This is a genomic window from Advenella faeciporci (assembly GCF_014652395.1).
GTDB classification, from domain to species: Bacteria; Pseudomonadota; Gammaproteobacteria; order Burkholderiales; family Burkholderiaceae_B; genus Advenella; species Advenella faeciporci.
In genome coordinates this window covers 227,262-240,686 of the sequence record NZ_BMYS01000002.1, presented here as the reverse complement: position 1 = coordinate 240,686, position 13,425 = coordinate 227,262, and the positions used below count along the sequence as shown (strand labels likewise).

The 13,425-nt window shown below is 51.3% G+C and carries 14 protein-coding genes; 8 read left to right on the top strand and 6 right to left on the bottom strand.

Annotated features, from left to right (window positions below):
* Positions 1 to 4: 4 nt before the first annotated feature.
* The 5 genes from hscB to IE074_RS02905 all read left to right on the top strand — a co-directional run bounded on the left by hscB (position 5) and on the right by IE074_RS02905 (position 4,147).
* Positions 5 to 505, top strand: a complete 501-nt coding sequence (gene hscB, locus IE074_RS02925) for a Fe-S protein assembly co-chaperone HscB (protein WP_229793864.1) — start codon at positions 5 to 7, stop codon at positions 503 to 505.
* 29 nt (positions 506 to 534) lie between these two features.
* A complete protein-coding gene (hscA, locus tag IE074_RS02920) occupies positions 535 to 2,397 on the top strand; it encodes a Fe-S protein assembly chaperone HscA (protein WP_189383944.1) in 1,863 nt (620 codons plus the stop codon).
* An 11-nt stretch (positions 2,398 to 2,408) separates the two neighbouring features.
* Entirely contained in the window at positions 2,409 to 2,750 is a 342-nt protein-coding gene (gene fdx, locus IE074_RS02915; RefSeq protein ID WP_189383943.1) for an ISC system 2Fe-2S type ferredoxin, read from the top strand.
* Between the two features lie 61 nt (positions 2,751 to 2,811).
* Positions 2,812 to 3,630 carry a peptidoglycan DD-metalloendopeptidase family protein gene (locus tag IE074_RS02910; protein WP_189383942.1) on the top strand — a complete coding sequence of 273 codons (819 nt, stop codon included), beginning with the start codon at positions 2,812 to 2,814 and terminating at the stop codon, positions 3,628 to 3,630.
* Positions 3,631 to 3,688: 58 nt separating this feature from the next.
* Complete coding sequence (locus IE074_RS02905) at positions 3,689 to 4,147, top strand: YaiI/YqxD family protein (RefSeq protein WP_189384001.1); 459 nt, start codon at positions 3,689 to 3,691, stop codon at positions 4,145 to 4,147.
* An 89-nt stretch (positions 4,148 to 4,236) separates the two neighbouring features.
* On the opposite strand, the gene lysS is transcribed toward IE074_RS02905, so the two are convergent.
* From lysS to IE074_RS02875, 6 genes are all read right to left on the bottom strand, one after another.
* On the bottom strand, positions 4,237 to 5,760 hold the full coding sequence (gene lysS / locus IE074_RS02900) for a lysine--tRNA ligase (RefSeq protein WP_189383941.1): 1,524 nt from the start codon (positions 5,758 to 5,760) through the stop codon (positions 4,237 to 4,239).
* Positions 5,761 to 5,769: 9 nt separating this feature from the next.
* The gene (locus IE074_RS02895; RefSeq protein ID WP_189383940.1) at positions 5,770 to 6,525 is read right to left on the bottom strand and encodes an SDR family NAD(P)-dependent oxidoreductase; all 756 of its coding nucleotides are present in this window, start codon (positions 6,523 to 6,525) and stop codon (positions 5,770 to 5,772) included.
* Positions 6,526 to 7,630, bottom strand: a protein-coding gene (gene prfB / locus IE074_RS02890; protein WP_189383939.1) for a peptide chain release factor 2 whose coding sequence is annotated in 2 segments (ribosomal slippage) — positions 6,526 to 7,548 and positions 7,550 to 7,630 — 1,104 coding nt in all. Because the reading frame shifts where the segments join, the coding sequence is not laid out codon by codon here.
* A gap of 97 nt (positions 7,631 to 7,727) precedes the next feature.
* A complete protein-coding gene (locus tag IE074_RS02885) occupies positions 7,728 to 7,889 on the bottom strand; it encodes a hypothetical protein (protein WP_189383938.1) in 162 nt (53 codons plus the stop codon).
* 1 nt (position 7,890) lies between these two features.
* Entirely contained in the window at positions 7,891 to 9,597 is a 1,707-nt protein-coding gene (gene recJ / locus IE074_RS02880; RefSeq protein WP_373297754.1) for a single-stranded-DNA-specific exonuclease RecJ, read from the bottom strand.
* Positions 9,585 to 10,517, bottom strand: a complete 933-nt coding sequence (locus tag IE074_RS02875; RefSeq protein WP_189383936.1) for a hypothetical protein — start codon at positions 10,515 to 10,517, stop codon at positions 9,585 to 9,587. The genes recJ and IE074_RS02875 overlap by 13 nt, the downstream gene beginning before the upstream one ends.
* 80 nt (positions 10,518 to 10,597) lie before the next feature.
* Between IE074_RS02875 and IE074_RS02870 the strand changes: the two genes are divergently transcribed.
* The 3 genes from IE074_RS02870 (at position 10,598) to IE074_RS02860 (ending at position 13,405) form a co-directional block, all read left to right on the top strand.
* Positions 10,598 to 11,830 carry a lipoprotein-releasing ABC transporter permease subunit gene (locus IE074_RS02870; protein WP_229793866.1) on the top strand — a complete coding sequence of 411 codons (1,233 nt, stop codon included), beginning with the start codon at positions 10,598 to 10,600 and terminating at the stop codon, positions 11,828 to 11,830.
* A complete protein-coding gene (gene lolD / locus IE074_RS02865; protein WP_189383935.1) occupies positions 11,823 to 12,527 on the top strand; it encodes a lipoprotein-releasing ABC transporter ATP-binding protein LolD in 705 nt (234 codons plus the stop codon). Before IE074_RS02870 ends, lolD begins: the two co-directional genes overlap by 8 nt.
* Positions 12,528 to 12,604: 77 nt before the next feature.
* Positions 12,605 to 13,405, top strand: coding sequence for a TatD family hydrolase (locus IE074_RS02860; protein WP_189383934.1), 801 nt, complete (start codon positions 12,605 to 12,607; stop codon positions 13,403 to 13,405).
* Positions 13,406 to 13,425 lie beyond the last annotated feature (20 nt).

The following is a 13,425-nucleotide window of genomic DNA, read 5'->3' as shown; positions in this document are numbered from 1 at the left end:
TTCTTTGGATAATCATTTCAGTTTATTGAATTTGCCCAAGCAGTTTGATCTTTCTCCAGAAGCTTTGGAGCAGGCCTGGAAACAGGCCTCCTCCAGGGTTCACCCGGATCGTTTTGCCACGGCCTCGGCGGCTGAAAAACGGGTTGCTGTGCAGTGGGCTTCCCGTGTCAACGATGCCTACCAAACCCTGAAAAATCCTTTAAGTCGAGCTGCCTACATGTGCGAGCTTGAAGATTTTCCCATTCAGGCAGAAAGCAATACCGCAATGGGGGCAGAATTCCTGATGACCCAGATGCAGTGGCGCGAGCAGCTGGATGACGTCCGTACTGATCCGCAGCATAATGGGCTGACTGATCTCTTGCAGGAGATTCAGGCAAAACAGCTCGAACTGTTTGATGAAATGAAAAATTTAATTGATGCACGGCAAGATTATGCCAGCGCGGCCAAAAGGGTTCGCGAGTGGATGTTTGTCAATAAAATGCATCAGGAAGTTAAGGCACTGTAAACTTTAACTTATTATTTACGAAGTACAATATGGCCCTCTTACAAATTTCAGAACCTGGCGCATCTCCAGCCCCCCATCAACGTCGTCTGGCAGTTGGTATAGACTTGGGTACGACTCATTCTCTTGTCGCCTCGGTACGTAACAGTATTGCCGAGATCCTGACCGATAAAAACGGCAAAAAACTATTGCCCTCTGTAGTGCGTTATCTGCAAAACGGTGATGTTGAAATTGGATACCCGGCGGTTAGAAAGCAGGATTCAGATCCCCTGAATACCATTGTTTCTGTCAAGCGTCTGATGGGCCGTTCATTTAATGAGGCCTCGGCTTATGCACTGCCTTATGAGCTTATTGATGAGCCGGGGATGGTTCGTCTTGGTACTGTTCAGGGGCCTGTAAGTCCTGTCGAGGTTTCAGCGCAAATTCTGGCCAAATTGCGACAGCAGGCAGAAGATGTGTTGGGTGACGAATTGGTGGGCGCGGTCATTACCGTACCCGCTTATTTTGATGACGCCCAGCGTCAGGCTACCCGTGATGCCGCGCGCCTGGCCGGTCTTAACGTGCTGCGGCTTATCAATGAGCCCACAGCCGCTGCCATTGCCTATGGCCTGGATAATGCTGCTGAGGGTATTTACGCAGTGTATGATCTGGGTGGCGGCACCTTTGATATTTCCATCCTTAAGCTTAGCAAGGGCGTGTTCGAGGTTATCGCTACCAGTGGTGATACGCAACTGGGTGGCGATGACTTTGATGAGTTGATCATCAACGATGTCATGAAGCATCATGACAAAAGCAAGTTAAGCCCGGGTGATAAGCGGGCCTTGCGTACGCTGGCCAAGCAGGTACGTGAAAAACTAACCGATCACTCACGAGCCGTATTTCAGATCGCCCTGTCTGATGGCTTGCACATCGACCAGAATTTCCCCCGTAATCATTTTGAAAATATTGCCAAAGATCTGGTAAACCGTTCACTTGAGCGGGTCAGTCAAACCCTGAAAGATGCCTCACTGGACGTGAAGGACATCAAGGGGGTGGTCATGGTTGGCGGTGCTACCCGCATGCCAGTGATTCGCACTATGGTCGCCGATTTCTTCAAGCAGGAACCTTTGATTAACCTGAACCCTGATGAAGTGGTGGCCCTGGGTGCCGCTTTGCAGGCCAATTTGCTGGCAGGCAATCGCAGCGCCGATGATGACTGGCTGCTGCTTGATGTCACGCCCTTGTCATTGGGACTTGAAACCATGGGTGGTCTGGTGGAAAAAGTGATTCCACGAAACAGTACCATTCCTGTTGCCCGCGCCCAGGAGTTCACCACATTCAAAGACGGTCAAACCGCCATGAGTGTGCATGTGGTTCAGGGTGAACGTGAGCTGGTTGACCATTGCCGTTCATTGGCACGTTTTGAATTGCGGGGCATTCCATCCATGGTGGCCGGTGCCGCGCGCATTCGCGTAACCTTCCAGGTTGATGCCGATGGCCTGCTTAGCGTGACTGCCCGTGAACAAAGTACAGGCATAGAAGCGGCAGTGACCGTTAAGCCTTCGTATGGTTTGTCTGACGATGAGATCTCCTCAATGCTGCAGGACAGTGTCGATAAATCCGATGAAGATGCCAAAATGCGCATGCATCGTGAACAGCAGGTTGAAGCCCGCCAATTGGTGGAATCCATTGAGGCAGCGATCAAGAAAGATGGAGATTTGCTGCAGGCCGATGAGCTTGCACACATCCAGCGTTTGTTGGCCGAAACCGTAAAGCACTCGCAGAACGGTTCAACCGATGATATTCGTTATGCCGTGCAGGCTTTGTCCCAGGCCACTGATGATTTTGCGGCCCGCCGCATGGATCGTAGTATCCGCCAGGCGCTGTCAGGTAAAACCCTAGATCAAATAGCATAATTGGAATATAAATGCCCAAAATAACCATATTGCCACATGAGACACTGTGTCCGGAAGGCGCCGTGATTGAAAATGCTCCCGTGGGAGAGTCCATTTGCCGTGTCTTGCTGGACAACCATGTTGAAATTGAACATGCCTGTGAATTGTCATGTGCCTGTACGACTTGTCACGTTGTGATCAAGGAAGGTTTTTCTTCTCTTGAAGATGCGACCGATGATGAAGAAGATTTGCTGGACCGTGCATGGGGATTGAAATCCACCTCCCGTTTGTCTTGCCAGGCTAAAATTGCCGACAAGGATCTTGTGATCGAGATTCCAAAGTATACAATCAATCACGCCAAAGAAAATCACTAGATACCAGCAAGGAAGCAGTGTGAAAAGCATGAAATCAACGATTGGAATAATTGGAGGGGTCATGCTTTTTTTCATGTCTGGCCTTTCTTTGGCCAACAGTTATATCAAGGATAAACTGCACCAGCCGGTTCCGGGAGGAATTGCCGTCGTCAGTCTTGGCGAGCATAGGCAGCCACCCAGCGTTCAGTATCGTAACAAACCGGTAATGGTGGTGGCCAATGGCAATACGGCCGAGTATCTGGCAATTGTCGGCATTCCACTTAAAAGCAAATCGGGCCAGCACCAGCTTCAGCTTAAAACGTCAACCCGTTCACAACAGGTGTCGTTTCAGGTCCAGCCAAAAAAATATAAAGAGCAGCATATCAAGCTGAAGTCCAATAAATATGTCACGCCTTCCGAGGAACATCTGGCCCGCATCAAACGTGAATTGGCCGCTCAAACTACTGCCTACGCCAATTTCAGGCCGACCGGTCCCGGCAATGTCATTCTGGACCGTCCGGTAGAAGGCGGTCGTTATTCCAGTCCGTTTGGACTGCGCCGTTTTTTTAACGGACAAGAGCGTAATCCACATTCGGGGCTGGACATTGCCGTCCCAACCGGTACGCCGGTCAAAGCCCCGGCTGATGGTGTGGTGACCATCGTGGATGATTATTATTTCAATGGTAAAACGGTTTTCATTGACCACGGGCAGGGCATGGTCACCATGTACTGTCATTTATCCGCTATTGATGTTAAAAAAGGGCAAACCATTAAAAGAGGCGAGCTGCTTGGAAAGGTGGGCACGACAGGCCGCTCTACCGGTCCACATTTGCACTGGAACGTGAGTCTTAACGATACCCGGGTGGATCCGGCCATTTTTATTGGTGCTTTCCAGCCATAAGTATCATTTCGGCATGAGCTGTGAGATTAGTTGAAATAATGATAGGAAAAAATAAATGATGAAAATCTGGGTGGATGCTGATGCCTGTCCCGTTGTTATCAAACAGATTCTGTTTCGGGCAGCCAAGCGCTGGGAAATTCATACAACCCTGGTGGCCAATCAAATGTTAATGGTACCGCCTTCTGTTTTTATTCAGTCCCGTCAGGTACCCAGAGGGTTTGATGTGGCAGATGCCTATATTGTTGCACAGGCACAGGCCGGTGACTTGGTGGTCACGGCCGATATTCCGCTGGCCGCCGAGGTCATTGACAAAAAAGCAATCGCCTTGAATCCACGTGGTGAGCTGTATTCACCGGAAAATATTCGGGAAAGGCTGGCGATTCGGGACATGATGGAAGAATTGCGTAGCAGCGGCATTGAAACTGGTGGTCCTAAGGCCTTTAATCACGCAGACCAGAAAGCTTTTGCCAATCAGCTGGATAAACTGCTGGCCCGTCATGTGGCACAAAGAAAATAAATGGTTAGCATAAAAAAACCGGCATTGTATGGTTGCCGATGCCGGTTTTCAAATATCAACACCGCTTAAGCGGTGTTTTTTAATGCTAATCAGCCTTCTTTGCGCAAATGCGGGAAGAGCAATACGTCGCGAATGCTGGGGCTATCTGTAAGCAGCATAACCAGGCGGTCTATGCCAATACCGCAACCGCCTGCCGGTGGCATGCCGTATTCCAGCGCACGGATATAGTCGGCATCATAGAACATGGCTTCCTCATCACCGGCGTCTTTGGCCTCTACCTGGGCCAGGAAGCGGGCTGCCTGGTCTTCAGGGTCATTCAATTCAGAGAAGCCATTGGCAATTTCACGGCCGGTAATGAACAGTTCAAAGCGTTCGGTAATGCCAGGAACAGTGTCAGACGCGCGTGCCAAAGGTGAGACCTCAACCGGATAATCAATGATAAAGGTCGGGTTCCACAGTTTGGCTTCGGCGGTTTCTTCAAACAGGGCCAGTTGCAGGGCCCCAATACCCGCCCGGGACATGACCGCATCATACGCATCCACACCGAATTTCTTCAGTTCGTTACGCAAAAACGCTTCATCGGCCAATTGTGCTTCGGTGTATCCGGGCGCATATTTGGTAATGGCTTCAACAATCGTAAGGCGGTCAAAGGGTTTGCTTAAATCAAGTTCGCGGCCCTGGTGGGAAAGTACGGCACTGCCGGTTGCCTGAATGGCAACATCACGCAGCAGATTTTCGGTAAAGTTCATCAGCCATTGGTAATTGGTGTAAGCGGCGTAGAACTCCATCATGGTGAATTCAGGGTTGTGGCGTGGGCTCACTCCTTCATTGCGGAAATTGCGGTTAATTTCAAAGACGCGCTCAAAGCCGCCCACGACCAAACGTTTCAGGTACAGTTCAGGGGCAATACGCAAGTACATTTCCATGTCCAGGGCATTGTGATGCGTTACAAATGGTTTGGCCGCAGCGCCCCCTGGAATGGGGTGCAGCATGGGGGTTTCAACTTCCAGGAAGTCGGCGTTTAGCATATAGGAGCGAATGGCGTTAATGGCCTTGCTGCGTGTTTTGAACGTGTTGCGCGTTTCTTCGGTCATGATCAGGTCTACATAACGTTGGCGGTAACGCAGTTCCTGATCGGCAATGCCGTGGAATTTATCGGGTAAAGGACGCAGTGATTTGGCAAGCAGGCGAATACTTTCTGCGTGAATGGACAGTTCACCCTTGTTGGTTTTGAATACACGGCCTTCTACGGCAATAATGTCACCAATATCCCATTGCTTGAACTGGTTGTAGGTATCTTCGCCTATCGAGTTTTTGTCCAGATAAATCTGGATGCGGCCGCTGCTGTCCTGAATGGTGGCAAAGCTGGCCTTGCCCATGACACGCTTAAGCATCATGCGGCCGGCAACCTTGGCGGGTACTTTTTGCGGATCCAGGGTTTCTTTGTCCAGGGCATTAAACTGTTCATGCAGTTTCAATGCCTTGTGTTCGGGTTCAAAATCGTTGGGAAAGGCAATCCCTTCTTCACGGATTTTATCCAGCTTGACACGACGTTCGGCAATCAGGCGGTTTTCATCTTGTTCGGGAGCGATAGGGTTATGTTGTTCTGTCATGGTTGTGGTTTATGAATAGTGACGAATATCATCAATTTCGGTCTGGCCGAAATCATCACGATGTAAATAATTCAGGATTTTATGGGCGAGCTGTTCGGGATTTGACAGCTCGCCTTTGTCATGTAACTGGGTAAAACGGGACCGATTGGGAAAATCGTTAAGATCCAGTTCGCGAATTTGTTTTTGCATGGCGGTGTCTATGACACCGGGCGCCAATGATACCAATTTGGCATGCGGTGCTTCCTGTTTTGCCACGCGGGTGTACATGTCAAGGGCTGCCTTGGTGGCGCAATAAACACCCCAGCCCGCGGTAGGAGAGCGGCCGGCACCAGAGGAAATATTAAGGATCCGGATATCGGCCCCGGTAGGTCGGGTGGCCCTTAAAAAAGCCGACGTTAGCACAATAACACTATTGACGTTTAAATTGAAGGCATGGGCTATGTCCTGGGCCTTGTTGTGGCCAAGACTGTTGTATTGGCCAACAGGCCCCAGAGTGCCAGCATTGTTGATCAGGATATATTGGTTGGCCGAGAGATCAAGCTGCGAAAAAATATCCAGGGAGGCCTGGTCGATTTGTGCCGGATCGGCAAGGTCGGCCTCATGGTGGATATGATGACATCCATGTTGCCGGGCAAGTTCATGCAATTGCCGGTTATCGGTTCGTGATACAGTGACCAGCTGGTTGACCTGCGTGGCAAGCTGGCCAGCCAGTGCGGCCCCCAGACCCCTGGAAGAACCGGTAACGATGGCAATGGTTTTGCTCATTTAAACACCCTGTTTCAGACTGGCTTCAATAAACATGTCCAGATCGCCATCAAGTACTTTTTGGGTATTGGAAATTTCGACATTGGTACGCAGGTCTTTAATGCGGCTTTGGTCCAGTACGTAAGAGCGGATTTGATGACCCCAACCCACTTCGGTTTTGGAGTCTTCCAGTTTTTGCTGTTCTGCCATGCGATTGCGCATTTCAAGTTCATACAGCTTTGAGCGCAGCATGGACATGGCCTCGGCACGGTTACGGTGCTGTGAGCGGTCATTCTGGCACTGTACGACAATACCGGTGGGGGCGTGGGTAATACGCACGGCCGAGTCGGTTTTGTTGATGTGCTGACCACCGGCACCGCTGGCGCGGTAAGTATCTATGCGCAAATCAGCCGGATTAATCTCAATTTCAATGGAATCGTCGATTTCAGGGTAAACGTAGACACTGGCAAAAGACGTGTGACGGCCATTGGAGGAGTCGAACGGGCTTTTGCGGACCAGGCGGTGGACGCCGCTTTCGGTGCGCAAAAAGCCAAAAGCGTAATCGCCTTCGATTTTGATGGTGGCGGACTTGATGCCAGCGACATCGCCATCGGAGATTTCAAGTACTTCGGTTTTGAAGTCTTTGTTCTCACAATAACGCAGGTATTGGCGCAGCAGCATGGATGCCCAATCCTGGGCTTCGGTACCACCCGCACCGGCCTGAATGTCCAGGAAGCAGTTCATGGGGTCGGCCGGGTTGGAGAACATGCGGCGGAACTCCAGGCCTTGCAGTACTTCGGCGTATTTTTTGGCGTCTTCTTCAATGGCCATCAGGGTGGCATCATCATCGTCCATGGCGGCAAGTTCGTACAGATCCATGGAATCCTTGATGTTTTGCTGTAACTCGCTTAACACCAGTACGATTTTTTCAAGACTTTTCTTTTCTTTGCCCAATTCCTGGGCGTGTTCGGGATTGTTCCAGATGTCTGGATTTTCAAGTTCCAGATTGACGACTTGCAGGCGTTCTGATTTTGCCTCGTAGTCAAAGATACCCCCGAAGGTCGGATTCGCGTTCGGCGTAATCTTCCAGGTTTGCTAAGATTTGATTCTGGCGCTCGGCTTCCATTATATTTCCTAAGATCAAATTTTATTTTTGCTAACCCTACATTTTAACGCATGACAACAAAAAAGCCCTGAAAAGGGCTTTGGGTATTGAAAAGATTTTATGGTCTGGTTGATTTATGACCGGATACATTGCCAAAGGCATCACCAACGGTATTGATGACATTGTCAATGGGGGCGCTGGGGCTTTGCATATTTGTACAGCCTGCCGTCAAAAAGGCAAATGCAAGCAAGCCTGTCAGGCAGGAAAGTTTCTTCATCATTTCAGGCATCCCGGGCATGTTTTACAAGCAGTTGTGCCGATACCACGCCATTCCATTGATTAGGTACCAGTTCATAAACCAGTTCGGCGTATTCGGGCAAAGATTCCTGCTGGTTGAACCAGATGGCATCATACAGAACCTGGTTACGTTCAACTTTTAATTTAAGGTGTTTGTCTTTGAGCAGCCTTTGGTTGCGGATGCGGTATACATCCCTGAAAAGCGGGGCGGGAAAGCCGGCTCCCCAAACCTGGTTTTGCAACAGTAAAGCGGTTTCAGCATTGGCATAAACGGGATCCAGTGAGCCGTCTGTTTCAAGCAGGGGTTCAAAGCTGCTGGTGCCCGTCATTTCCTGTACCGCTTCGTTAAAGGCGCTTGCAAACGCCTTGAAGTACGCGGTTTTAAGCGAGAGCCCGGCCGCCATGGCGTGTCCGCCAAATTTCAGGATCATGCCAGGATGACGTTTGGATACCAAATCAAGTGCATCACGCAGGTGCAGTTCGGGTATCGAGCGTCCTGATCCGCGCAATTCATCATTGTCGGCCGGGGCAAAGGCCAGGGTGGGTTTCCAGAATTTTTCTTTCAGGCGGGAAGCCACAATACCAACCACTCCCTGGTGCCAGCTTTCATTAAAGACGCAAATGCTGGCCGATTGGGCGCTTTCAGGGGAAGCCAGCGTGGCCAGGGCCTGTTCGCTCATTTCATGTTCAATAGAGCGGCGTTGATGATTGATTTCATCCAGTTGCCGGGCCAAATGCAGGGCCTCGGTTTCGTCATCGGTGATTAAGCAGCGAATGCCCAGGCTCATGTCAGCCAGACGGCCAGCGGCATTGATGCGAGGACCAATTTTAAAGCCCAGGTCGGTTGCACTGGCTTCTTGGAAGTTGCCGCCGGCAACCATGAACAGGGCTTTGATGCCTGGCTGCAGGTGGCCCTTGCGGATTTTGTTAAGCCCCTGGGTAACCAGCAGGCGGTTATTGCTGTCTAAGCGGACAACATCAGCGACGGTGCCCAAGGCCAACAGATCGGCAAGGTTATCCAGCCTGGGCCCGCCTTTGGGGTCAAAGTGCCCGCGTTGACGCATTTCCGCACGCAGGGCCAGCATGACATAGAAAATAACCCCCACGCCCGCCAGGCTCTTGGACGGAAAAGTGCAGCCGGGCTTGTTTGGATTGACGATACACAGGGCATCGGGCAGGGTGTCACCGGGCAAGTGATGGTCGGTTACAATTACTTCCATGCTTTCTTCGCGCGCCGCCTGCACGCCTTCAACACTGGCAATGCCGTTATCAACCGTAATCAGGATGTCGGGTTTGCCATTGGGATGCTGGCAGGCCAGGCTAACCACGGCCGGCGATAAACCATAGCCGGTTTCAAAGCGGTTGGGTACCAGAAAATCAATATCGGCGCCCATCTGGCGCAGGGCACGTACGCCTGTTGCGCAGGCTGTCGCGCCGTCACAGTCATAGTCGGCAATAATCAGGAGTTTTTTTCTTTGCTCGATGGCATCGGCCAGCAGGCTGGCTGCCCGGTTTACTTCGGAAAGCAGGGAAGGCGCCAGCATGTTTTGCCAATGCGGTTGCGTTTGGGCGGGATCATTAACGCCACGGGCGGCCCAAAGCCGGGCCAGCAGGGTATGAATGCCCGCGTTTTCCAATTGTTGCTGATAGCCGGGATTTTGCGCCCGGTCACTTATTTTTACTGACACCACCAGTCCTTCCATTGTTGATTGCGATTTAAAAGTTTACCCAGCCAGACAGGCATGCGGCCTGGAGTGACGACAACCAGCCGATCATAGCCGGTCAGAACGAGTCTGTCGTCCTTATTGGCAAGCAAAGGGCTGAAAACATCTTGCTCCAGTTTAGCCAGGATGGCCAGCCATTGGCCCCAATCCTGCTTGCGGTGTGAAGTTTCAAGTTGCTGCAGGAGGCGTGGCGGGGTTACGGCGGTGGCCGCCTGCAGTTGTGAAGGCGTGGCACCGCCAAAGACCCAGGCACCGTTAATAAGTGGCCGGTTTTTTTGTTGCCGTTCCTGGTTGACGGGATGTTCATGCCATTCTACCTGGAGCGCATTGAGCAGTTTGCGTAACAGGCGGCTTTGCGCATCTTGTGGCCACCAGTTATTAAGATAACCGCTGGCAATAACATTAGGGCTTAAAGAGGGTAAAACCATGTCCGGTGGTACTTCAATGTGCCAGCGGCACGTACCATGTTGCAGTAATTTGAAAGGGCTCTCGGAAAAAACAACCTGCGCACTTTCAAATAATGCTAAGCTTTCTGATTCCGATATGACCAGATCATCGGCAGTAAGTAAAGTGGCATTGGATGCGCCCAGCGCAATGTGTGCCAGTTCCAGAAGCCAAACGGGTTGATCCCGGTTGTGTGAATGGGGGGAATAAAGCGGTCCAAGTCCGGCAGCATGATTTTGCTGCCCGGCAGGCGTGAATTGGTGGTGCTCCAGTTGCCAGTATTCAAAAGGCGTACAGCCGGTTTCGTTGGGGTCGAGCAAATGCACGGTTCCCTTGCTGTTTTCCAGTTTTTGAAACAGGGTCGGCGCGGCTTTGGCCGCCTGCCTGGCCAGTTCAGAAGCAATCGATGAGTGGGGAAGTATCCCTGAAATAACAATATCCATGTTGGAATTGTAATCTTTGTGAATCATTTACGCTTGTGAAAATACCTTACGAATTATGGATTGGTTCCCGATATGCGGGATTGACAAGGGCAAAAGGGCGCGGAAAAAAGCGCGACCGCTTTGTTTCTTTCATTGCTGGCAGCTCAATGGCAGGCATTGCGCTGGGTGTGGCCGCACTTATTATTGTCATGTCCGTGATGAACGGATTCCAGGTGGATGTGCGCGATCGCATGTTGTCGGTGTTGCCACACATTCAACTGTTTAACCCGCAAGTTGATGCGGTAAGTGCCCTGGAAGACTGGCAAAACCTGGCCAGCGAAGCCGAAAAAAACCCTGAAGTCGTGGGCGCTTCCGCTTTTGTCGCCTCTTCAGGCATGCTGGCACGTGGCAATGTCCTGAAAGGGGTTGAAATTCGCGGATTGGACCCGGCCAATGAAGGCAAGGTGTCTGAATTGCCCGATCAAATCATTCGTGGTTCCCTGGATTCGCTGCAGCCAGGCACATTTAATATGGTGATTGGTCAAACGCTGGCCAATCAGATGGGGGTTAATGTTGGCGATACCCTGCTGGTGATGTCTCCCCAGGGCTCCATCAACCCGGCAGGCTTTACACCGCGCATGCGTCAATTCACCATTTCCGGCATTTTTTCTTCAGGCCATTATGAATACGATTCCAGCCTGGCTTTTATTGCCGCCCGCGATGGTGCCGTGCTGTTTCGCAACATGGGGCTGGCAGGGGTAAGGCTTAAAGTCAAGGACATGCTGGAAGCCCCGGAAGTGGCCAATCAATTAATGTTCAGCCTGCCCCAGGGTATTGTGGCCCGTGACTGGACGCAAGATAACCGAACCTGGTTTGCCGCCGTCAAGACAGAAAAAAGAATGATGTTCCTGATTCTGGCTCTGATTATTGCCGTGGCTGCCTTTAACCTGCTGTCTTCGCTGGTGATGGCAGTCAAGGACAAGCAATCGGATATCGCGATTTTAAGAACACTGGGAGCCAGTCCGGCAGAAGTAGCCCGGATATTTCTGGTTCAGGGTTCTTTGATTGGTATTGTGGGCACTTTTATGGGCGTTTTCCTGGGTTGCCTCGTGGCTTACAATATTGATGTCATCATTCCATTTATTGAAAACCTGTTCGGCATTCATTTTCTTGATCCCAGCATTTATTTTGTCAGCCAGTTGCCATCCCATCCTGAAATCAGCGATATTACCGCAGTGGGCCTGACATCCTTGGTGCTTTCCATACTGGCCACCCTTTACCCGAGCTGGAGAGCTTCCCGTTTGCAACCTGCCGAGGTATTGCGCCATGATTGATGAAAAAAAATATGCCTTGCAGGCAAAGTCTATTGTCAAATATTACGAAGACGGCAATACACGGCTGGATATCCTCAAAGGCATAGACCTGGATGTGGCACAGGGTGAAATGGTGGCCATTATTGGAGCTTCGGGTTCTGGTAAAAGCACCTTGTTGCATACCCTGGGCCTGCTCGATGAGCCCACTTCCGGTGAAGTGCTGGTGAACGGAACCCGCACAGCCGGGTTGTCTGAGAAACAACGCAGCCAGATTCGCAACCAGAGCCTGGGTTTTGTGTACCAGTTTCACCATTTGCTGCCCGAATTCAGCGCGCTTGATAACGTGGCCATGCCCTTGATTGTAAGAAGGATGGATCGTGGCATGGCACGCAAAATGGCCGAACAGGTGTTGGCTAAAGTGGGGCTGGCTGAACGGGTAACTCATAAACCCAGCCAGCTTTCCGGGGGCGAGCGTCAGCGGGTGGCCCTGGCCCGTGCCCTTGTGGCCAACCCGGTCTGTGTGCTGGCCGATGAACCCACCGGCAACCTTGACAGGGAAACAGCCCAGAATATGTTTGCCCTGTTAAAATCGGTCAATAAGGAATTCAATACGGCTTTTGTGATTGTGACTCACGATCCCAAGCTGGCCGAGCTCGCAGACCGCCAACTGGTCATGGAAAAAGGCCTGCTGGATAGCAAAACCGATGTGCCCGTTTAAACATTCATTTGTTTAACGCCTGATGCGGGGCGTGCAGACAGGGATTCATTGTTACCGCTGTGTAAACAGGTGCAGCCATGCTTATTGATACACATTGCCACTTGGATGCGGCCGAATTTGATCATGACCGCGATGAAGTTATTGCGGATGCCCATGCGCAAGGAGTCAAGATCATGGTGATTCCAGCCGTGGAGCAAAGCAATTTTGCCACGGTAAGAAACCTGGCGCACCGCATTGATGGGGGCTTTTATGCCTTGGGTATTCATCCCATGTATGTGCATAAAGCGCAAGATAAAGACCTGGACTTGCTGGAACAGGAAATTGCCCGTTCCATGGATGACCCCCGCTTTGTCGGGGTGGGCGAAATCGGTCTGGATTTTTTTGTGACCGACATTGCCAGTGGCGTACAGCGGGAGCGGCAGGAATATTTTTACTCGGCCCAGTTAAGTCTGGCCAAACAATTCAATTTGCCGGTTATTTTGCATGTACGCAAATCACAGGACACACTGCTGAAGTATTTACGCCGGTTTTCCTTATCTGGCGGTATTGCCCACGCCTTTAATGGCAGTTGCCAGCAGGCCCGGGCCTTTATTGAGTTGGGCTTTGCCCTGGGGCTAGGGGGCGCCATGACCTATACCCGTTCTTTGCAAATACGTCGCCTGGCCAGTGAACTGGATCTTTCCAGTCTGGTGCTGGAAACCGACTCGCCGGATATCCCTCCGGCCTGGCTGCATGAGCCCAACCGGCGCAACACGCCCGGTCAAATTGCCCGTATTGCCGGGGAGTTGGCCACTTTAAGGCAGGAAAGCCTTGCGCACATCAGCCAAACCACGGCCAATAATGCCCGACGGGTTTTGCCACGGATGATATTGTCCTGATAGCGGTTTTTTGTTGAGCC

Coding starts and splice junctions, on each gene's coding strand:
- IE074_RS02885 (WP_189383938.1), bottom strand. CDS start 7,889: ATGATGAAGAAACTTTCCTGCCTGACAGGCTTGCTTGCATTTGCCTTT.
- IE074_RS02910 (WP_189383942.1), top strand. CDS start 2,812: ATGCTTTTTTTCATGTCTGGCCTTTCTTTGGCCAACAGTTATATCAAG.
- lolD (WP_189383935.1), top strand. CDS start 11,823: ATGATTGATGAAAAAAAATATGCCTTGCAGGCAAAGTCTATTGTCAAA.
- lysS (WP_189383941.1), bottom strand. CDS start 5,760: ATGACAGAACAACATAACCCTATCGCTCCCGAACAAGATGAAAACCGC.
- fdx (WP_189383943.1), top strand. CDS start 2,409: ATGCCCAAAATAACCATATTGCCACATGAGACACTGTGTCCGGAAGGC.
- IE074_RS02905 (WP_189384001.1), top strand. CDS start 3,689: ATGAAAATCTGGGTGGATGCTGATGCCTGTCCCGTTGTTATCAAACAG.
- IE074_RS02895 (WP_189383940.1), bottom strand. CDS start 6,525: ATGAGCAAAACCATTGCCATCGTTACCGGTTCTTCCAGGGGTCTGGGG.
- hscA (WP_189383944.1), top strand. CDS start 535: ATGGCCCTCTTACAAATTTCAGAACCTGGCGCATCTCCAGCCCCCCAT.
- IE074_RS02875 (WP_189383936.1), bottom strand. CDS start 10,517: ATGGATATTGTTATTTCAGGGATACTTCCCCACTCATCGATTGCTTCT.
- IE074_RS02860 (WP_189383934.1), top strand. CDS start 12,605: ATGCTTATTGATACACATTGCCACTTGGATGCGGCCGAATTTGATCAT.